This window comes from Yersinia mollaretii ATCC 43969, assembly GCF_013282725.1.
GTDB classification, from domain to species: Bacteria; Pseudomonadota; Gammaproteobacteria; order Enterobacterales; family Enterobacteriaceae; genus Yersinia; species Yersinia mollaretii.
In genome coordinates, this window is the sequence record NZ_CP054043.1 from 3,205,363 (window position 1) to 3,224,987 (window position 19,625).

Genomic DNA, 19,625 nt, shown 5'->3' on the forward strand with positions numbered 1-19,625 from the left:
CTTTCTGGATTTACCTTTGTTGTGGGCAGTTTTTGTTGACCACGACAAGTGGTAAGATAGTTTCTTCGTCACGCATGTCATAGGGTAGTCAATGTTAGAGTCAAATATGGGCGGACTGAGTGTCGTCCCCATCGCGTTATCACTGTTTACTGTCATTTTCTTCTTGATAGTCTGGTTCTTTTTGAGCCGAGCCAGTGTACGGGCCAACGAACAAATCCGTTTACTACAAGAGATGGCCGAACAGCAAAAACAGCAAACAGAGTTGTTGAAAGCACTATTAGCAAACGCCACTGGTGTCAATGATGGGCAAAACGAGAGTGATATCGTCTCTCCTCTCGATTTTAAAGGTTTTATTCCTGAGAGATAACCGATTCTGGCATTGTCGAAAGGCCGTGCCAGAGTGATATTTAACCCAGTAGATACGCGTTTATACTGGGCAGAGAGATCTCTCTCTCTTTTCGTCCTCCCGCTTATTTTAATGTCTTCTTTATCAAGCAGAAATAATCCGCGTTAGCTGTCATAAATTTGTCTTATTTTCACCGTAATGTAACCAGAACTTTTTGAGATAACGGTGATTCTGATGATTAAATGGGTTGAAGAGAGTGACAGTGAAGTGAACAGAAGCATCGCGCTACTGACCGGCGAAGATCCAGATAAATGGTATCCCTACAGCGGTGTTAAAGGTAAGGATTACTGCAAGAACCCTTCTGATGCATGGCCTATCATCTATGCCAATAAAATTGGCCTCTACTCGCCAGAAATTAATGATGATAACCAGTGGAATGCCCGAATAACTAACCCTCAGGGAGAGTGGCAGGCTTACAGCCAAAGCCCGCTGCGCGCGGCAATGATCTGCTATTTGCTGAGTCAGCAAGCTTAATAATCTGTAGCGCTTTGTACCCGCATCAATAATTTTCAGCAAGAGTGAACATCCCGCACGCATCAAGTGGTGGGAATAACAGACGGTAAGAAGTTCTTTAACGACTTTCGTGGAGCTGATGATGAAACGCATTATTAAAGGGGATTCAAATCTATCACATCTGGTTATTGCTCATGCTGCAATTGACCACCATCAAAAATCCTACGGTGAGCGGCGTCAGGGCTGGCCTTCAACTTATCTTATCCGCTATAAGAATAACCGCGTTGCAGTTGAAGTAGTCACCCGGCGTCAATCTTATGTAGCCACATTAATGATTGGTGCCCGCAATCTGAGTAAGTTGTGTGGTATGTCAGCGTTGCAGTTGTGAAAGCAAGTCAGCTCTCGGACGGGTATCACTTTTTAAACATCGGCTTTCTATGACGCAAACGGGTGGCTGCCTATCCCATAGCTCGCTAACCACCTTTATCCTTGATGCAATCAGCTTTAAGTGTTAAAAAACCGCCGCAGATTCATTTATAAGGCGCTGTTTACCACGCCAGTGGGGAATAGGTGCGGCAGAGGATAGGATGGAACAGCAGTTGCAGGATTCAACACTAAAGCGCGGTTTAAAAAATCGACACATTCAACTGATTGCGCTGGGTGGCGCAATTGGTACTGGGCTGTTTCTGGGTATTGCTCAGACCATAAAAATGGCCGGGCCTTCGGTAATATTAGGCTATGCCATTGGCGGTTTTATTGCCTTTCTAATCATGCGCCAACTTGGCGAGATGGTGGTTGAGGAGCCGGTTGCGGGTTCATTTAGTCACTTTGCCTATAAATATTGGGGTGATTTCGCGGGATTCTTATCTGGCTGGAACTACTGGGCGATGTTTATTCTCGTCGGTATGGCGGAGTTGACCGCAGTTGGCATCTATATTCAATATTGGTGGCCGGAAATCCCGACATGGGTTTCTGCCGCCGTATTTTTTGTCCTGATCAATGCTATCAACTTAGTCAATGTTCGTCTGTATGGTGAAACTGAATTTTGGTTCGCTATCATCAAGGTTGTTGCCATTATCGGCATGATTGTGTTTGGGGCCTATCTCTTGGCTTCGGGAACCGGTGGCCCGGACGCCTCAGTGACTAACCTCTGGGCGCAGGGCGGTTTTATGCCCCATGGTATCAGCGGGTTAGTGATGGCGATGGCCGTGATTATGTTCTCTTTCGGTGGCTTGGAGATGGTGGGCATCACTGCCGCAGAAGCAGAAGATCCGCAACACAGCATTCCTAAAGCAACCAACCAAGTTGTCTACCGTATCCTTATTTTCTATATCGGCTCACTGGCTGTTCTGCTCTCTCTTTACCCTTGGGGTAAGGTTGTGGAGGGAGGGAGTCCCTTTGTGATGATTTTCCATGCGCTGGACAGCCAACTGGTCGCGACCATCCTAAATGTCGTGGTCTTGACGGCGGCTTTATCGGTATATAATAGTGGTGTCTACTGCAACAGCCGAATGCTGTTTGGTTTGGCCTCTCAGGGGAATGCCCCCAAGTTGCTGACCAAAGTGAATAAGCGAGGTGTCCCTATTTTATCAATCGCGCTCTCGGCGTTGGCGACCTCGGCGGGTGTGGTGATTAACTATGTTATGCCCGGCAAAGCCTTTGAGTTGCTGATGGCGCTGGTGGTATCAACACTGGTGATTAACTGGGTCATGATTTGTTTGGCCCACTTAAAGTTCCGTGCCGCTAAAGTGCAAGAGGGCATCGAGCCGCGTTTTAAGGCGTTATGGTATCCCTACGGTAATTACTTGTGTCTGGTGTTTTTATCACTGATTCTGGTCATTATGTACTTCACTGATGGCATTCGAATTTCGGTCTTGATGATGCCTGCATGGATCGCGCTGCTGTGGTGTGGCTTCATTCTGACTCGTCGTAAACATAAGCGTTGCCAGATAAAAACTAAAGACTCAAACATAGCTTAATTGGGCTATGTTGCCGCTAAAATAGCCGGGCATGAAGTGAATACTCAAGCCCGGCTGTATTATTTAATGAACTGATTCACCGGGTTGAGATTTCTGTATTAAATTAAGCCAATAATGTGCAGGGCTTTTAATATGTCATGCGATCGCCCCTTTCTGGTGCAATCAATGTTAATTGGGATAAATTCTTAATTGCACATCATAACCACTTTTATTCTAGGGTTTAATGGGTTAAGTCCTCTCTCTAATTAGAATTGCCAGCGCATCCAAGTAAACAACACATTCCCATTATTATAAGTGCCGGGAATATAGGTGGTTTGTAGAGAAAACTTATTATATTCAATAGAGAGAAGTGGCAGGGGTAAGGGTATAGGAATGTAAAGATATTCATGACGAGCGGTAATACTCGCAGTAAAGCCCGCCCCGAAACGCCAGCCATCCATCTTTCCTGGTATCCACATTTTTTGATAGCCGTAACCTACAATGGGTTCAACTTCATTATGCGAATCCATAAACACCATCGCATACACCGAATGCCAGTTGTTATCTTCATCATAGCGGTATTTACCATAGCCGATACCCCATGGACGTTCATTGTATGACGCTATCTTGTCAGCATCGTAAGTCCTGCGGTTATGCCACGTATTGAGCGGGATATACAGCTCTTGCTCGGGAGAGTCCCAAGCCAGCGTGATGTTATTTACCAGTCGCTGCCACAGGTTGTTATTATTCATCTGTGGTTTAACTTTCATATCTATAGCCGTCTGAGCTTGCGAGTTGATCTCTTCCGCCAGAACAGTTGAAACATGACCCCACCACAAACAACTCAGAAAGCAGGTGCTGATAATGTGCTTGTAATTCATAATTTAGATCTCTGATGCTGATATGGCGAAATAAGACATCTGTGCATCAGATTATCTATATGCCTACCAAAAGTAATGATTAGTAATAAATAGTTATAATTAAGCAGAGGGTAAAGCCTCAAGCTTAAACGGTTCTGTAACGAGAGGGTGAAATATAATTTTAGGCTGTGCGATAGGATAGTTAAAATCTAAATTAGAGACATCGGGAAATATCTTAATTTATTATTTTAAGCACGATTTGTCAGCAATGCCGACAAAAATTCAGCAGATTAAATTGACTAAAGCACTGCAATTTTTTAACTATTTATACAGTTGACATAAAGATGCCATGCACCTTTTAGGTGCGTTCTGGCTAATAATAATGAATTATTGCACCCAGATAGCTCAATAAAAAAATCTTTGAGTTATTAATTTACCAACATTATTTCTTCTATTTTTACGTCTGTTTCCCTATGGCAAACTCTATTGTTGCGTCTGGCTAGTCACTTCGTATTTTCACTTAATATCAAATCGGGAAATAAGATATTCATTTTCTCTAGCAGGCATCAGGAACTGCGGTATAACCTGAGGTTAAGTAAGGGGTTAGTCTTGCTGAATATGAGTAGGAAGGGTTGTGTAATCTGAGGGGATAGTCTCTGAGTCAAGGGCGTCATATATTCAATTATTATATATTTAATGCTAATAAATTTTATACCGGCACATTTTTTATCGTGTACAGAACATGGAAACCATGAGGTCTCTACGTAAGCAATATTATAAAAAGTGTTAGCTTAAATGTTAAAAACTAGCCAGAAAGCGGGATGGGACAGTATAAAAAAATAGAGCAGAAAATACGATGACCTTCAACAATTTTTAGCATATTTAAGCACTCTTTCTAAGCAATAGATTCAAATATGTGCGACAGGTTCACCCTTGATTAAAAATGGCTTGCCATCGAATACAGAGTATGTGATAACGCATATGGGTAAAACGAGGTACAGTTCTGTATATGTGTGGCATTTTCAGTAAAGAAGTTCTGAGTAAAGACGTTAGCGTTGAATACCGCTTCTCTGCCGATCCTTATCTTAGTGCCTCAAGCAGTAACGACTCTAGTTTGTCTATGTAAACGCCTACGGGCGAGTTAAACAATCCAAAGGAAATACTCAAGATGGCAAAGATCAAAGGTCAAGTTAAGTGGTTCAACGAGTCTAAAGGTTTCGGTTTCATCACTCCAGCTGACGGCAGCAAAGATGTGTTCGTACACTTCTCTGCAATCCAAGGTAATGGTTTCAAAACCTTGGCTGAAGGCCAGAACGTAGAGTTCGAAATCCAAGACGGTCAGAAAGGTCCGTCTGCAGTTAACGTTACTGCAATCTAATCAGCTCTTTTGCTGTTAAAAACCCGCCTTTGTGCGGGTTTTTTCGTTTCTGAGCACCCCATCTAATTCGTTGATTAGGGCAGAATGATTAAGCCAGAATACTGATTGCGGCCTTTAATACTTGGGTGGGTAGGGTCAATCGCCTGCTGTTGGCTGGTGCGGCGAAAACTGGTGTACTTAAAATGATGCTGACTCGTATCCTCTTCATCAGGCACTGTCGTGCATATTGTACAACCACCAACGCGATCAACTTGATGAATACCTGCGCCGCGTAATTGGTGTTCAGCGATAGCGGCTAAATTGAGGTGGCGGAAGCGGGGAGTAATAATATTTTTTGCCAGTGGTAATCGGTTAGCAAACTGTTCAACTAACTCTTCATTCACCTCATAACAGCAGGAGCGCGCTGCCGGACCAATAGCGGCAACCCAATCCGCCGGGTCGTCATCTCGGGCAATACGTTCAATCATCTTTAAAATAATGCCCTCTAATAACCCACGCCAACCTGCATGAACCACCGCAATGCCTTTCCCCTGTCGATGACTGAAAATAACCGGCAGGCAATCCGCCGTCAGTACCGTTAATAAAATACCGGCTTGAGTGGTATAGAGGCCATCAGCTTCGCCGCACTCTTGCTCTGGTGCTATCACATCCACAATCCTTGTTCCATGTACCTGTTTTTTATTGGGTTGTGATGCCCGATAAGGTTCAAGTGCGTGAGATAACAGCGCCGATTTATTGCCAAACCCGTGGCAGATAGCAGTGATTCGACTCAATTGTGGTGAAAAATCTGTCATGGGATTGACCTAATGAGGAGAAAGTACGCCGTTCAGTGTAAGCCGTTTTTGAATGGATTGACCAGCCGCCTTTTCTTTTAAATGCTGGTTAGTGAATTGTTGCAAAATAACATCTCTTGTATCACTGTTTTTGCGTCACCCGTGCGGTGGATAGGGTCTAATGGCAGCTCTATTCCACGCCAGTAGTCAGGATTGATCTCAATGATTTCTAAACCAAAAAATGACAGTAATAATTTTATTCGCTGGCGTTTCAGCTTATTGTGCTGCTCTATTTTAATGTCATTTTTTGGCCTGATTGCGCGCGTTGCTTGGCTACAGATTATTGAGCCTGATCCCTTGGTTAAAGAGGAGGACATGAGGTCAGTGCGTGTGGTCGAGACACCCAATACGCGCGGTATGATTACTGATCGTAATGAGCATCCCTTGGCGGTCAGTGTCCCGGTCGCCGCAGTTTGGGCTGATCCCCAAACCGTGCTGGAGAGAGGGGGCGTCGGTGTCTCCGAACGTTGGCAAGCATTGGCGCAGGCACTCAACATGCCACTGGATCAGGTGAGCAGCCGTATCACGCAAATCCCTCATGCCCGTTTTATCTATCTTGCCAGGCAAGTTGAACCCAATGTGGCCGAATACATTCAGCGCCTGAAGTTACCCGGCATTGCGACCAAAGTGGAATCAAGGCGCTTTTACCCCTCTGGCGATATCGCGGCTAACTTGGTTGGTTTTACTAATATTGATGATCAGGGGATTGAAGGTGTTGAGAAGAGTTTCAATTCGCTGTTAAGTGGCACTGCGGGCAGTCGAGTGGTGCGCAAAGATCGTTTTGGCCGAGTGATCGAGGACATCTCCTCGACGGACAGCCATCCGGGGCAGCGGGTTGAACTGAGTATTGATGAGCGCTTGCAAGCGGAAACCTCACATGCGCTGACCAATGCGGTAATGTTCAATAAAGCTGATTCCGGTTCTGCGGTGGTGATTGATGTCAATACCGGAGAGGTTTTGGCAATGGCGAACTATCCCACCTTTAATCCCAATAATCGCGCTGATACTCCGGAGGAGAATTTTCGCAATCGGGCTATAAGCGATATTTTTGAGCCGGGTTCAACGGTAAAACCAATGGTTGTCATGACGGCATTACAGCGCCATTTGGTCAAGCCGGACACAGTGCTAGATACTCACCCCTACATCCTCAGCGGACATCAAATAAAAGATGTCGGTTTTTACCCCGCACTCTCATTGACGGGCGTATTACAGAAATCGAGTGATGTGGGCGTATCCCGGCTGGCATTGGCGATGCCCGCCTCCGCGTTGATGGAAACCTACTCTTTATTTGGCTTAGGGAAGCCGACCCAGCTAGGGCTGACCGGTGAAAGTAGCGGGTTGATGCCGCATCGGCAGCGCTGGAGTGATCTGGATCGCGCGACGTTTTCCTTCGGTTATGGCTTGATGGTGACGCCGCTACAATTGGCCCGAGTTTACGCCACCATCGGCAGTTTTGGTATTTATCGGCCACTGTCGATTACCAAGGTTGATCCTCCCGTGCTGGGGCAGCGGGTATTTCCTGAAGGGGAGGTGCGCGAGGTTGAGCATATGATGGAGAGTGTGGCATTGCCCGGTGGTGGCGGGACAAAGGCGGCAGTGAGGGGATATCGGGTCGCCATCAAAACAGGGACCGCCAAGAAGATTGGGCCAAACGGTCAGTATATTGATAAATATGTGGCTTATACTGCGGGGGTCGCGCCTGCCAGTCAGCCCCGTTTTGCTTTAGTGGTGGTGATTAACAATCCGCAAGGGGGTAAATACTATGGTGGCGCAGTTTCTGCTCCCGTATTCAGCGATATTATGGGTCAAATATTACGCACCATGAATGTTGAACCTGATGCCATTCCCACCGGTGATACCCGGCACAGCTAATATTGCGGATTAACCCGCTAAACAGTGGCTTGCAACCCTAGAAGGGCTTCTTTAGACTAACGCCGCGTCTGCCTGTAATTCTGGCGGTTAATACTCTGTTATTTGGAATTCAACCATGTCTTATCAGTGCCCCCTTTGTCATCAAGCCTTGTTACAAAGTCAGCAACAGTGGCGTTGCAGCAATAACCATCAGTTTGATTGCGCCAAAGAGGGTTACGTCAACTTAATGCCGGTGCAGCATAAAGGCTCGAAACAGCCGGGCGATAGCCCTGAAATGATGCAGGCGCGGCGGGCTTTTCTCGATGCTGGCTATTATCAGCCGTTACAGCAGCGGGTTTGCGACATTCTGGATTCGGCATTACCGCAGGATGCTGGCATGTTACTGGATATCGGTTGTGGTGAGGGTTACTACACCGCAGCGGTTGCCGATAAGCTTAATCGACAGCGCCAACTGGCTGTTTTTGGGTTAGATGTGGCAAAAGTTGCTATTCGATATGGTGCTAAACGCTATCATCAAGTGAATTTCTGTGTGGCCTCCAGCCACCGACTGCCCTTTGCCAATCGCTCTCTTGATGCGGTATTACGAATTTATGCGCCTTGCAAAGCCACTGAGTTGGCGCGCACCGTGAAGCCCGGCGGTATTGTGGTCACGGTTGCGCCGGGTCCACGCCATCTCTATCAGTTAAAAGCACTGATTTATGCTGAAGTGCAGCTTCATGATGATACCGAAGAGTCGCTGGAAGGATTTGAGTTGGTCAGTCGCGAAACATTGGCCTATGAAATGACACTAAGTGGCAAGCAGGGCTTTAATCTATTGCAGATGACGCCTTTTGCTTGGCGTGCTTCCCTCGAAACTGGGCAAGAGCTGGCCGCCCGACGGACATTTATCTGCGAAACAGATTTCGTCATCGGACTGCATCGACGTAAAGCCGAAGATCCCGCCGCTGAAAGTTCAGCCATTGAGAATGACGACGAGTCATTCTGCTAGTGCCTGTCGGCCTGATCCTGTTCGGGCCGCAATACCTCTTTAACCTATCGCCATATCTGTTAGCTATTTAAATCCACAATATAGTGCAATGCTATTTCTCTCCCCTCGGGAAGATATTATTATTTAATAGATAACCGTGTTGGAATACCCTGGTGTAGCGTCAGAAATTAACTTAAGTCAAATTTACAGTCTTTTATTTTTATAATATTTGTATACTACAGTGAGTCTATTTTAGGTCTAGATTTCGCCAAGTTCTCCCACCGGACTCAGTCACCAATATTGAGGGGATGAACCTGATCTCTTCAGCAATTTTCAGTGCTAAATCAGCCACCTCTTGTTTGTTCAGTGTGCCACTGCCGTAATTGAATTCTCCTTCCGGTAATTTATATATTTTCTCCCTGCCGATGAGGCGGGTAAATCCCGCGTCAGTCATTTTCTTATTAAGCGTCTCATAATCGCCTTCTACTGCATTATGCAAAACGACACTGACCGTGAAATACGGCATATCTCTTTTTCCAATTGAATAGATGATATTGCTTATATATCACACTGTAGGAAGAGATATTTTGATCGGCATCTAATTGCTGACAGGCGGCGATAAATAACCTTGCATAAGCTATGTCTTTAATGGGATATCACCTGCTTGGGGGCAATCAATGCCCCCAAGAGAAGAGGGCGGTTAGAGGGCGAAGGATAACCGGTTGCGGCCCGCGTGTTTAGCTGCGTAACAGGCGATATCAGCTTGGCGCATAGCTTGCGCGGCGGTCTCAATTTGGCGGTTAAAAGGAACGGCACCTAAACTTGCAGTAAAGGCATAGGATTGACCGTGCCAATGGAACTGGATGGCGGCAATGTCAGCGACGACTTGCTCCAGAATCTCTGTTGCTGGGGCGTTCTTGCAATTAAACAGCACGATAGCAAACTCATCGCCGCCTAAGCGGGCCACAATATCGTTTTCACGCACCGCTTGTTGCATCGTTTGGGCCACCATCCGCAACACCATATCACCCGCTTCATGACCTGCGGTATCATTGACTTCCTTGAAGTAATCTAAATCGACATAACAGAGAATGTGCTGCTCATTCTCACCCAATTGGCTGATGGCATGGGTTAGCCGCTCCTCCAGTCGCCGCCGATTAATCAGGCCAGTCAACATGTCATGGTTCGCCTGATATTGCAGCTCGCGCTGTTCATGGCGTGCCCGTGTGACATCCTGAAACACCACAACAGCGCCAGTAAGTTGGTTGTCACGATCGCGAATCGGCGAAGCTGAACAGCGAATCTCCTGCCGTTCACCCTGACTTGATAGCAACTGACTGCCTTCCGGCAATAAAGTATGACGCCCTTCACTCAGGCACTGGTTGAAGGCCACCAGATGATTTTTATCCTGTAGCGGGGACCATAAAATAAACACCTCTTCAATCGGCAGGCCGCAGGATTCATTCTGGCTTCGGCCCGTCATCTCTTCGGCTTTAGGGTTCATTAATACAACGCGGCCTTCACAGTCGAGAGAGATAATTCCCTCCTGAATAGATGACAAGACCCGATGTAGCTGCTCGCGCTCTTCATAACGGGCCACTTCACTGGCCCGTAGGGCATCTTCGCGTTGTTTTCGCTCACTCATATCACGGATTATTTTGGCATAACCCAGCAGTTTGCCGTTATGGTCATGGACCACGGTAATGACGGTGACCGCCCAAAAACGGGTCATATCTTTGCGAACCAGCCAACCTTCGCGCTCGATTCGGCCCGCAGAGGCGGCGGTTTTCAGTAGTTTTTCCGGCAGCCCGGCGGCGATATCCTCAGGCAAAAAGAAACAGCCGAAATGCTGGGCGATGATCTCATTGCTGGCATAGCCGATATTGCGTTCTGCACCGTGGTTCCAAGTATTGACCCGGCCCCAAGGATCAAGCATTAAGATGGCGTAGTCCTCAACGGTATCGACCATCAGGCGAAAACGCTCTTCGCTGATGCGCAATGCCTCTTCCCGCTGGCGGCGTTCAGTCAGGTCGCGGACAATTTTGGTAAAGCCCAATAGCTTTCCGCTGTCATCATGCATCGGGTTGATCGCCACACTCGCCCAGTAGCGGATACCATTTTTGCGCACATGCCAACCTTCGGTCTGAAAATTACCTTCAGCGGTGGCTTTGGCGAGCGATTTTTCCGGCAGGCCCGCCGAGATATCCTCTTGAGTGAACAGCAGGGCAAAGTGTTCACCAATGATTTCATCAGGGGTATACCCCTCGTTGCGTTCTCCGCCTTTATTCCAGGTCAGAATACGTCCGTGGGTATCTATCATGTAGATAGCATAATCTTCCACTTCACTGATCAGGTGACGAAACAGCTCTTCACTTTTGCGCAGGGCATTTTCCCGCTGCCATTTATCGGTCAGATCGCGGGTAACATGCACAAAACCTTGCAGATTATTATCGGCGTCATGCAGTGCATTGAGGGTGAGATTGCCCCAAAAGCGTTTGCCATTTTTCCGCACGCGCCAGCCCTGAGTTTCATAATGACCAAACTGATTGGCGTGCTGTAGCCCTTTGGCGGGCAATTGCCCAGCCAAATCTTCTGGGGTGTAGAACAGTTCGAAAGATTGACCAATGATCTCTTCAGCGCCGTAGCCGGTATTGCGCTCTGCACCGCTGTTCCAAGTCAGGATATGCCCTTGAGCATCAATGATGTATATGGCGTAGTCATCAACGGCTTCAATTAATAGCCGGAAAATGTGATCGTCAAATGATGCCGGATGCAGAGCCATATCGGTATTTCCTTGAATTTTTATTCAGTACGCCATGGCTGAGCAGAACGATAGCCAGAAGCTTTAATCTGTTATTACGACAAAAGTGATGCGCTAGTTTATCGCTAACCCAAGAAAGTAGGTAATAAGATTTTTATTAAAATCAATCACCAATAAAGCAAAGTGGACGTCACAAATATCAGGTGAGTAATTGGATTGACCTATCAAGCCAGTGGTGGCGGGGTTGCAAGCGATTTTTTGCCCAAGCCGATATAGGCTAAGGAATAATAGTTCACCATGCTAATAATAGGGGTGAATTCGAACGGAAGATGGGGAGGAAATGACTTAAGTGGGGAGGCTAATTATTTTTTATCTCTATAAATTCAATTTTAGGAATAATTTTACTTTAATTTCTTTCTATATCAGTGGGCAATAACGTTACCGAGAGTGATCATGCTTTTCACACAGTTGCTCTAATTTTTTTACCACCCGAAAAATATTCCCCATGAAGCGCAGAAATGCTTGCATCGACTGATGTTATCAGGATAATTCTGAATCCTTATAATAAGCATTCTCATTGCTAACAAATTTGCGAACTTCAGGGGCATCAACACAATGAATCAATCAATCTCCATCCACGCGGATCAGAAACGGCTTGCGCCGCGTCTTCTGTGCGTCATGATCGGTGCTGCACTCGGCACCTTATCGGCATCGGCATGGGCCGCGACCACCACGGAAAATGCGGTTGAAAACGCCAAAAAAACCAGTGCCGTAGCAGATACTGCGAAGAGTGATGAGAGCAAAAAAACGGACACCATCACGGTCGTCGGGACGCAGGAAACATTCCGTGCTGGCGGTAATGATCTTATCCCAACCTATCTGGATGGTCAGGTGGCGAATGGTGGCCGTATTGGCTTCCTTGGGCAGCAAGATGCCCGTAATGTGCCTTTTAACGTGATTGGTTACACCTCCAAACTGGTAGAAGATCAGCAGGCGCGGACACTGGCTGATGTGGTCAGAAATGATGCTTCAGTACAGAATGTGCGTGGCTATGGTAATGCATCACAGAACTTTCGCATTCGTGGTTTTAACCTTGATGGCGATGACATTTCGTTCGGCGGTTTGTTCGGTGTGTTGCCACGTCAGGTGATTGATACCAGCATGGTTGAGCGGGTTGAAGTGTTTAAAGGCCCGAACGTGTTTGTGAATGGTATCTCGCCAAGCGGCAGTGGTGTGGGTGGGATGATCAATCTGGAACCTAAACGCGCCAGTGATACCCCACTGACTCGCGTTAGCTTGGATTATACCTCTTCCTCCCAAGTGGGGGGCGCGCTGGATGTGGGTCGCCGTTTTGGGGACAATGATCAGTTCGGTGTGCGAGTGAATGCGCTGCACCGTGAAGGTGAAACAGCTATTCATGACCAGAAAGAGCGCACAACCGCACTCTCTACCGGTTTAGATTACCGGGGTGAACGCGCTCGTACCTCTTTGGATGTCGGTTATCAAAAGCAGACGGTTCACGGTATGCGGACTGATGTTGCCATTGGTAGCGCAACAGTGATCCCAGAACCGCCAGCGGCGACTTTGAACTATGGTCAGCAGTGGGTCTATACCGACATGGCCACCACCTTTGGTATGCTGCGCAGCGAGTATGATGTCAGCCAGAACTGGACGGTGTATGGCACTCTCGGTGCTAGCCACAATGACGAAACTGGGCAATACGGTTCGCCGACGCTGACCAGTGCTAATAATGGTGATGCCACCATCAGCCGTCTGTATGTGCCTTATGTCTCTGACTCTATTGCGGGTTTAGGTGGTGTTCGTGGGCATTTCGATACTGGCCCGATTTTGCATAAAGTGAATATCGGTTATGCCGCTAACTACCGTAAAGCAAAATCCGCGTTCAACATGTCTGAGCCGGTAGGCACGAATATCTATAATCCGGGTGTGGTTCCTTTCCCTCCGACATCGAGCCTGCCGGGTTATGTCAGTGCAAATCAGGACCCAACGCTCAACAGCCAAGTTCGCGCCAGCAGCATTTCAGTGTCTGATACCTTATCGGCGATGGATGATAAAGTGCAGTTGATGCTGGGTCTGCGCCGTCAGGAAGTGGTTATTCGCAACTTCGACAATGGCGTAGCGGATAGCAAAAACGTGCAAGATGCCATGAAAGTGACACCTGTCTATGGCCTGTTGGTTAAGCCGTGGGAGAACGTTTCACTCTATGCTAACCATATTGAAGCATTGTCACCGGGCAGAGTGGCACCTTGGTATACCGCAAATGCGGGTAATGTTACTGGGATTATTCATGCCAAACAGAATGAGATGGGTGTGAAGTTTGATAACAAACGCTATGGCGGTACCTTGGCGCTGTTTGAAATCACCCGACCTGCCGGCGCGATTGATGCGGCAACGAATATGTACACCTTGAGTGGTGAACAGCGTAACCGTGGTGTTGAGCTGAACGTATTCGGTGAACCGGTGTTTGGTACTCGCCTGTTAGGGAGTGCTGTGTGGCTGGATCCAGTTCTGACCGAAGCACAAGACAGTAAAAATAATGGTAATTATGCTGTGGGTGTTGCCCGCTATCAGTTGGTGTTTGGTGGTGAGTACGATATTAAAGCGGTTGAAGGGTTAACCGCGACTGGAACCGTGACCCGCTCTGGTTCTCAATATGCTAACCAAGAAAATACCTTAAAACTGAAACCGTGGACTCGTCTGGATCTGGGGGTGCGCTACACCATGCCACTGAAAGAGACCAATCTGATCTGGCGTGCCAATGTTGAGAACGTCACCAACGAGCGCTATTGGGAATCGGTTGAAGACACCGGCACGTATATGTATCAAGGCAATCCACGTGAGCTGAAACTGTCTGTTTCAATGGACTTCTGATGCTAAGTTAGATATTCGACATCTGCTCAATAAAAAGGCTGAGACTCGATCAGGAACGGTGAGGACAGGCGGAAGAGTAAAGCGTCCGCGCCAGGGATGGCGCGGCTCGAGCCTCCAGGGACGCTTATTTTTACAAAGGGAATACGGCGTCTTTACGATCCGCCTGTTCTCTCCGCCGCTGGCCCTTTGTCAAAAACCTTAAACCCCGCCTCTCTTGAAGAGTGCGGGGTTTCTTTTTTTATGCTGACTTTATTTCACGGTGAGAATAAAAGAGCCACGCCTGATCAGGCAAGACGATAAATATGCTCATACAGAATATTAAAGCCGATACCAATCAGCACCATCCCACCCATAATTTCGGCCCGTTTACCCAACAGTGGGCCAATGTAGCGACCAATCAGCATACCGAGTGTTGCCATAATCATGGTGGCTAACCCAATCGCCATTGCGGTGTGAACAATGTTCACTTGCAAGAACGCCAGGCCGACGCCAATGGCCATGGCATCGAGACTGGTGGCAATGGCGGTCATGACCAAGACCCAGAAACTGTGGCTGCGCATTTTTTCGGTTTCTTCGACTTGCTTCTTCGCACCTTCAAAAATCATGCGGCAACCCAGAATAAACAGCAGGCTGAAAGCAATCCAGTGATCCCACTCCAGAATATATTGACTGGCGAACAGGCCGATACACCAACCAATCAGTGGGGTAATAGCTTCTATTACGCCAAATATCAGGCCGGTACGCAGGGCTTCTCTAAAACGGGGTTTGTGCAGGCTCGCACCTTTACCAATAGATGCAGCAAATGCATCCATAGACATAGCAAAAGCAAGAATAAGTGTTGCAGATAGATTCATAGAAATAAACTCGGCCGGGCGGCTCCATATACACGTAACCCACCCCCAACCTAACGACGGAGCTACGTGTCTATGGTCTCGCCAACCTTACCTGGCTGCTCGCACCACGTTTCAATAGATGAAACGAGTATGTTGATACGAGCGTTTCTGTTTATCGCACTATTAAAAATAGAACGAATAGAAACCGGCTACTCCCCATGAACGGCGCAACCTTAACATATAAATTCTCATATCGACAACCCTAAAAATAATATGGCAACCCATTGGAGTTGATAATGATTTTCATTATCGGATTTTTATTTATAAGTAGGGTATATAAGCATCAATAACGGTGTGGAAATAAGGCGAGGAGGGGGGGAGAGATTGCTGGGAAATTAATCTGTTAAGCAAAAGTAAAATAGATTCATTTCCCAGAGGATAAAGCTTTATGCTTGATTTTCAATGAAAAAGTTATAGATTTTTTCTAAATCATCCAATTGGCTGACTTGAATAAGTAACTTACGCTGCTCTAACTCTATGACTAAGATACCATCTTCAGATAAATTCATGCTTTTTATTCGGCTATATTCAATAAAAGCATTAGCGTAGAAGAACCCTGTATTTTTAAACAACAGTTTAGGCCAACGGATATAAGAGATATAAACCGCAATTAAGGCTAAACCCACTAATAAATAAGTGGTTAATGGTGCACCCTGCGCCATGACATTATTGTAAATGAGGATAGCAATCAGCCCGACAAAGATGGCGCAGTCGATTTTGCTTTTACGTTTCAGGTTAACTTGTAGCCGGGTTTTACCTTTCATCATATTCATGATGAATTCATCATAGATGGCATAAGCAAGCAGTAGGGCAATAAAGACAACGAGAATGATATCGGTAACCGACATGCAACAACTCCCAAAATAGAAAACCGGGAGTATGCTCCCGGTTTTAGTGCAATCTAATGGTTCAATTATGGTGCGAGGAAGCCGATCCAGTAGCCGAAGATACCGATGGCGAAGAAGCCCATAATAATCCACAGTGCGTTAACTTTGCGGCGTAACAGCCACATACACCCGAAGGTCAACAGCAGCGGGACTAAGCCTGGCATCAACTGATCCAAGATGGTTTGCACCGTCGTGACCGTGGTCTCGCCAACTTGGTTGGTTATCTTGGAGACCACCACCGGTATGTTGACGTGAGTCCACTTGTTCACCAAGGCCCCCATCACAAACAGGCCGAGGATAGACGCCCCTTCCGTCAGTTTTTGCAGCAGGCCGCCGTCCATATCGCTGACGATATTGACGCCTTTTTTATAGCCGTAGGCCACACCGTAATAACGGGTCAGCAGACGTACCAAGTTAAACAGCACAAAGAACAGCAGTGGGCCAAGTAAGCTACCGCTCATCGCGATACCGGCACCGAGAGCCGCTAACACCGGGCGAACAGTCCCCCAGAAGATTGGGTCACCGACACCGGCCAGCGGCCCCATCAGACCGACTTTGATCCCGTTAATGGCCGCATCGTCAATCTCAGCACCATTGGCTTTCTGCTCTTCCATCGCCAGCGTCACACCCAGAATGGGGGCAGCAACGAAGGGTTGGGTGTTGAAGAATTCCAAGTGGCGTTTGATTGCCTGTTTGCGCTCTTCCGAGTTCTCTGGGTACAGGCGACGGATCGCGGGCACCATAGAGAAGCAGAAGCCTAGCGCCTGCATACGTTCGAAGTTCCACGACCCTTGGAAGAGGTTAGAGCGGATAAACACACCGCGAATGTCGGCGGGCGTGAGTTTCTTTTCGCCAGTTGTTGTTTTATCAACACTGGTTTTATCAAGCACAGTTGTTGTATCAACCATTTCTCTCACCTATTCCTAGTCTAATTCGTTATCAAGATCGTTATTGGCCGGGCCAGACTGTACAACCTGAGACTTGTTGTATTTCGGGCTGAGCTGGATATAAAGCAGGGCCATAACCACACCAATAACACCCAGAGCCACCAGGTTGAAGTTGGTAAATGCAGCAGTAACGAAGCCTAAGTAGAAGAATGGCATCAGGTAGCCAGCACGCATCATGTTGATAACCATGGCGTAACCGACTACGACGATCATACCACCGGCGATGTTCAGACCACTGGTAACCACATCAGGAATCGAGCTGAGCAGCATCTGAACTTCAGATGTCCCAACAGACAGGGCAACGATCAGGGCAGGGATAGCGATACGCATCGCCTGCAAGAACAGGGCAGAAATGTGAATCCAAGTTATCGCGCGAAGGCTGCCACGTTCAGCTGCTCCATCGGCGGCGTGTTGGAAGGCCACAGTGATAGTACGAACGATAATGGTTAATACCTGACCGGCCGCTGCCAGCGGAATAGCCAGTGCGATACCCGCACCGATGTCTTGACCGCCTGCAATAACCAGAATGGTAGAGATGATCGATGCCAGAGCGGCATCAGGTGCCACTGCGGCCCCGATGTTCATCCAGCCGAGTGCGATCATTTCCAAAGTACCACCGATAATAATACCGGTTTTCATATCACCCAGCACCAGACCGACTAAGGTACAGGCGACGAGGGGACGGTGGAATTGGAACTCATCCAGGATGGAACCCATCCCGGCGATACAAGCAACTATGAATATCAGCACAATCTGAAGAGTTGTGATCTCCATTGTACTTCTCCTATGACCAAAAAAGCTGAGTAAAAATAACCGTGCTCCAAAACAGAACAGGGCATAACCTTGCTACGTCGTTTTTAGTAAAGCTATTTATTAAGTTTGCTAATCAAGTCCATCATTTTGAGCCGGCTATCCGAAGAGACTTTCCGAACTTCCAGTTCAATACCGCGCGCATTTAACTTATTAAATGCTTCAATATCTTTTTCATCGACGGAGACCGCATTATTCACCTGGGTTTTACCCTGACGGAATGCCATACCACCAATATTGACTGACTTAATATCCACGCCAGCCTCAACCATACGCACGACGTCAGTTGGGTTGGTAAATAACAGCATGACCCGATCTTTGGCATATTTCGGGTTGTTGTAGACGCGGATAGCTTTTTCGACATCAACGACGTGCGCGGTGACACCTGGAGGGGCAACTTGTTTGAGCAAGGTGCTACGCATTTTGTCAGCAGCGACTTCATCACTGACCACAATAATGCGGCTTACGTTAGTTTCTTTGGTCCAACGCGTGGCGACCTGACCATGGATTAAGCGATCATCAATACGCACCAGCCCGAATTTCATGTGATCATTCGGACCTAAAGCGACAGCGGGTGCCTTGGCTTTTGGTGCTGGAGCAGTTTGTTGCGTCTCGGGCTTATCACTCTTAACTTCAGGCGCTTTCAGTGCTTTAACGCCTTCACGACCTGTTTCCACCGCGACTTTTACCAATTCGGCAAATGACGGGTTATCATCACGGGCCATAAAGGTTTCAGCCAGCATCGGAATGTTAACCCCGGTGACGACCTCATAGTTCTCTTTATCGACGGCAATGCGACTGGCAGCGTTAAACGGGCTACCACCCCAAGTATCAACCAAGAATAAGACACCTTGGCTGGTCTCTAATCCGGTCAATTTACCGTTGTATTTTTCAATCAACGTTTCGGCATTCTCACCTGGGACGAAATCGATATAAGCGACGTTATCTTGCTCGCCCAATATCATTTCAGCTGTTTTCAGCAGTTGTTCTGCCGCAGCCCCATGTGTGCCAATGATAATAGCTATACTCACTCGCTACCCCCTCTGTTAACTCAGAATTGAGTTCTCGCACGTAACAGAAATACCCGTATTCACCAACATCACTTCGGTACACATTGAATCTATTATGATAGTCACAATATCTATTCACTGCTGGCGATTTATACGTTACAGCAATGAATCGATTCAGGTTGATACCACAATGAGGTTGGATGTGATTTATTTTAGTCAGTGAAAAAATAAATTATGTGACGGTGCTCATTTATTGGGACATGTTATGAATGATTTCGCTTACTTGGACGATTATTAGACACATACATGAGCAGTATTGATGTGTTTGATCTCTAAAACATTCATCACAGTAGGTGTGGTGTGTTTAATATTTATGCGATTTGTATGAATGTTGGCAGATGACACACATTGGATGAGGGAGGGCGCATCGTCGTGACAGAACATCGCGGACATAAAATGGGGGAATATAATGGGTTAGGTAATAAATCCCACTATGCTGATAAAAAAAATCCTGATAAAGTTAACGGCTCTTTTAATTGTCAGGAGTTAAGGGCCTCAGCTCTCCCTATGGACTGTCACCGAAGTTACTGTTTATTTAGCGTTAATACCCAGCCAGTGGGTCTAAATCTGGTTATCCCATCACGCACTTTTGCTGCGTATAATTTCACCCGATCCTTCTGCGTATCTATACTGACAAC

At 47.1% G+C, this 19,625-nt stretch carries 18 protein-coding genes and 1 riboswitch; of the genes, 9 read left to right on the forward strand and 9 right to left on the reverse strand.

Going from position 1 to position 19,625, the window contains the following annotated elements; genetic code table 11:
• Positions 1-91 precede the first annotated feature (91 nt).
• The 4 genes from HRD69_RS14295 to HRD69_RS14310 all read left to right on the forward strand — a co-directional run bounded on the left by HRD69_RS14295 (position 92) and on the right by HRD69_RS14310 (position 2,838).
• Positions 92-367 (forward strand): YebO family protein, encoded by a 276-nt coding sequence (locus HRD69_RS14295; protein WP_032814915.1) that lies wholly within the window; start codon positions 92-94, stop codon positions 365-367.
• Positions 368-580: 213 nt separating this feature from the next.
• Positions 581-880, forward strand: coding sequence for a phage protein NinX family protein (locus HRD69_RS14300; RefSeq protein WP_032814950.1), 300 nt, complete (start codon positions 581-583; stop codon positions 878-880).
• Between the two features lie 121 nt (positions 881-1,001).
• Positions 1,002-1,247 carry a DUF4060 family protein gene (locus tag HRD69_RS14305; RefSeq protein WP_032814914.1) on the forward strand — a complete coding sequence of 82 codons (246 nt, stop codon included), beginning with the start codon at positions 1,002-1,004 and terminating at the stop codon, positions 1,245-1,247.
• 199 nt (positions 1,248-1,446) lie between these two features.
• Positions 1,447-2,838 carry an amino acid permease gene (locus tag HRD69_RS14310; RefSeq protein WP_004875897.1) on the forward strand — a complete coding sequence of 464 codons (1,392 nt, stop codon included), beginning with the start codon at positions 1,447-1,449 and terminating at the stop codon, positions 2,836-2,838.
• 245 nt (positions 2,839-3,083) lie between these two features.
• On the opposite strand, the gene pagP is transcribed toward HRD69_RS14310, so the two are convergent.
• On the reverse strand, positions 3,084-3,698 hold the full coding sequence (gene pagP / locus HRD69_RS14315) for a lipid IV(A) palmitoyltransferase PagP (RefSeq protein WP_004875896.1): 615 nt from the start codon (positions 3,696-3,698) through the stop codon (positions 3,084-3,086).
• Positions 3,699-4,686: 988 nt separating this feature from the next.
• On the opposite strand from pagP, the gene HRD69_RS14320 reads away from it, so the two are divergent.
• Both HRD69_RS14320 and cspE read left to right on the forward strand, forming a co-directional pair.
• Positions 4,687-4,803, forward strand: coding sequence for a DUF2627 domain-containing protein (locus HRD69_RS14320; RefSeq protein ID WP_002211058.1), 117 nt, complete (start codon positions 4,687-4,689; stop codon positions 4,801-4,803).
• A gap of 42 nt (positions 4,804-4,845) precedes the next feature.
• Positions 4,846-5,055, forward strand: coding sequence for a transcription antiterminator/RNA stability regulator CspE (gene cspE, locus HRD69_RS14325; RefSeq protein WP_002221949.1), 210 nt, complete (start codon positions 4,846-4,848; stop codon positions 5,053-5,055).
• Positions 5,056-5,129: 74 nt separating this feature from the next.
• Here cspE and pgeF read toward each other — a convergent pair whose 3' ends face one another.
• Positions 5,130-5,849 carry a peptidoglycan editing factor PgeF gene (gene pgeF / locus HRD69_RS14330; RefSeq protein WP_004875895.1) on the reverse strand — a complete coding sequence of 240 codons (720 nt, stop codon included), beginning with the start codon at positions 5,847-5,849 and terminating at the stop codon, positions 5,130-5,132.
• Between the two features lie 201 nt (positions 5,850-6,050).
• Between pgeF and ftsI the strand changes: the two genes are divergently transcribed.
• Entirely contained in the window at positions 6,051-7,760 is a 1,710-nt protein-coding gene (gene ftsI / locus HRD69_RS14335) for a peptidoglycan glycosyltransferase FtsI (RefSeq protein WP_004875894.1), read from the forward strand.
• Positions 7,761-7,875: 115 nt separating this feature from the next.
• Positions 7,876-8,748 (forward strand): 23S rRNA (guanine(745)-N(1))-methyltransferase, encoded by an 873-nt coding sequence (gene rlmA / locus HRD69_RS14340; protein WP_032814912.1) that lies wholly within the window; start codon positions 7,876-7,878, stop codon positions 8,746-8,748.
• Positions 8,749-8,974: 226 nt separating this feature from the next.
• Here the strand turns inward: rlmA and HRD69_RS14345 are convergent, their stop codons facing one another.
• Together HRD69_RS14345 and HRD69_RS14350 are read right to left on the reverse strand one after the other, a co-directional pair.
• Positions 8,975-9,253 carry a hypothetical protein gene (locus HRD69_RS14345; RefSeq protein WP_004875892.1) on the reverse strand — a complete coding sequence of 93 codons (279 nt, stop codon included), beginning with the start codon at positions 9,251-9,253 and terminating at the stop codon, positions 8,975-8,977.
• 174 nt (positions 9,254-9,427) lie between these two features.
• A complete protein-coding gene (locus HRD69_RS14350; RefSeq protein WP_004875891.1) occupies positions 9,428-11,509 on the reverse strand; it encodes a PAS domain S-box protein in 2,082 nt (693 codons plus the stop codon).
• A gap of 594 nt (positions 11,510-12,103) precedes the next feature.
• On the opposite strand from HRD69_RS14350, the gene HRD69_RS14355 reads away from it, so the two are divergent.
• On the forward strand, positions 12,104-14,380 hold the full coding sequence (locus tag HRD69_RS14355) for a TonB-dependent receptor (RefSeq protein ID WP_032814910.1): 2,277 nt from the start codon (positions 12,104-12,106) through the stop codon (positions 14,378-14,380).
• Positions 14,381-14,664: 284 nt separating this feature from the next.
• On the opposite strand, the gene mntP is transcribed toward HRD69_RS14355, so the two are convergent.
• The 5 genes from mntP to manX all read right to left on the reverse strand — a co-directional run bounded on the left by mntP (position 14,665) and on the right by manX (position 18,948).
• Positions 14,665-15,234, reverse strand: coding sequence for a manganese efflux pump MntP (gene mntP, locus HRD69_RS14360; RefSeq protein WP_004876010.1), 570 nt, complete (start codon positions 15,232-15,234; stop codon positions 14,665-14,667).
• 10 nt (positions 15,235-15,244) lie between these two features.
• Positions 15,245-15,443: riboswitch (yybP-ykoY riboswitch) on the reverse strand.
• Positions 15,444-15,659: 216 nt separating this feature from the next.
• Complete coding sequence (locus HRD69_RS14365; protein ID WP_004876009.1) at positions 15,660-16,121, reverse strand: DUF986 family protein; 462 nt, start codon at positions 16,119-16,121, stop codon at positions 15,660-15,662.
• Between the two features lie 65 nt (positions 16,122-16,186).
• The gene (locus tag HRD69_RS14370) at positions 16,187-17,068 is read right to left on the reverse strand and encodes a PTS mannose transporter subunit IID (RefSeq protein ID WP_032814990.1); all 882 of its coding nucleotides are present in this window, start codon (positions 17,066-17,068) and stop codon (positions 16,187-16,189) included.
• Positions 17,069-17,083: 15 nt separating this feature from the next.
• On the reverse strand, positions 17,084-17,881 hold the full coding sequence (locus tag HRD69_RS14375) for a PTS mannose/fructose/sorbose transporter subunit IIC (RefSeq protein ID WP_032814988.1): 798 nt from the start codon (positions 17,879-17,881) through the stop codon (positions 17,084-17,086).
• Between the two features lie 92 nt (positions 17,882-17,973).
• A complete protein-coding gene (gene manX, locus HRD69_RS14380) occupies positions 17,974-18,948 on the reverse strand; it encodes a PTS mannose transporter subunit IIAB (RefSeq protein WP_004876006.1) in 975 nt (324 codons plus the stop codon).
• Positions 18,949-19,625: the final 677 nt, after the last annotated feature.

Coding starts and splice junctions, on each gene's coding strand:
- HRD69_RS14295 (WP_032814915.1), top strand. CDS start 92: ATGTTAGAGTCAAATATGGGCGGACTGAGTGTCGTCCCCATCGCGTTA.
- HRD69_RS14300 (WP_032814950.1), top strand. CDS start 581: ATGATTAAATGGGTTGAAGAGAGTGACAGTGAAGTGAACAGAAGCATC.
- HRD69_RS14305 (WP_032814914.1), top strand. CDS start 1,002: ATGAAACGCATTATTAAAGGGGATTCAAATCTATCACATCTGGTTATT.
- HRD69_RS14310 (WP_004875897.1), top strand. CDS start 1,447: ATGGAACAGCAGTTGCAGGATTCAACACTAAAGCGCGGTTTAAAAAAT.
- pagP (WP_004875896.1), bottom strand. CDS start 3,698: ATGAATTACAAGCACATTATCAGCACCTGCTTTCTGAGTTGTTTGTGG.
- HRD69_RS14320 (WP_002211058.1), top strand. CDS start 4,687: ATGTGTGGCATTTTCAGTAAAGAAGTTCTGAGTAAAGACGTTAGCGTT.
- cspE (WP_002221949.1), top strand. CDS start 4,846: ATGGCAAAGATCAAAGGTCAAGTTAAGTGGTTCAACGAGTCTAAAGGT.
- pgeF (WP_004875895.1), bottom strand. CDS start 5,849: ATGACAGATTTTTCACCACAATTGAGTCGAATCACTGCTATCTGCCAC.
- ftsI (WP_004875894.1), top strand. CDS start 6,051: ATGATTTCTAAACCAAAAAATGACAGTAATAATTTTATTCGCTGGCGT.
- rlmA (WP_032814912.1), top strand. CDS start 7,876: ATGTCTTATCAGTGCCCCCTTTGTCATCAAGCCTTGTTACAAAGTCAG.
- HRD69_RS14345 (WP_004875892.1), bottom strand. CDS start 9,253: ATGCCGTATTTCACGGTCAGTGTCGTTTTGCATAATGCAGTAGAAGGC.
- HRD69_RS14350 (WP_004875891.1), bottom strand. CDS start 11,509: ATGGCTCTGCATCCGGCATCATTTGACGATCACATTTTCCGGCTATTA.
- HRD69_RS14355 (WP_032814910.1), top strand. CDS start 12,104: ATGAATCAATCAATCTCCATCCACGCGGATCAGAAACGGCTTGCGCCG.
- mntP (WP_004876010.1), bottom strand. CDS start 15,234: ATGAATCTATCTGCAACACTTATTCTTGCTTTTGCTATGTCTATGGAT.
- HRD69_RS14365 (WP_004876009.1), bottom strand. CDS start 16,121: ATGTCGGTTACCGATATCATTCTCGTTGTCTTTATTGCCCTACTGCTT.
- HRD69_RS14370 (WP_032814990.1), bottom strand. CDS start 17,068: ATGGTTGATACAACAACTGTGCTTGATAAAACCAGTGTTGATAAAACA.
- HRD69_RS14375 (WP_032814988.1), bottom strand. CDS start 17,881: ATGGAGATCACAACTCTTCAGATTGTGCTGATATTCATAGTTGCTTGT.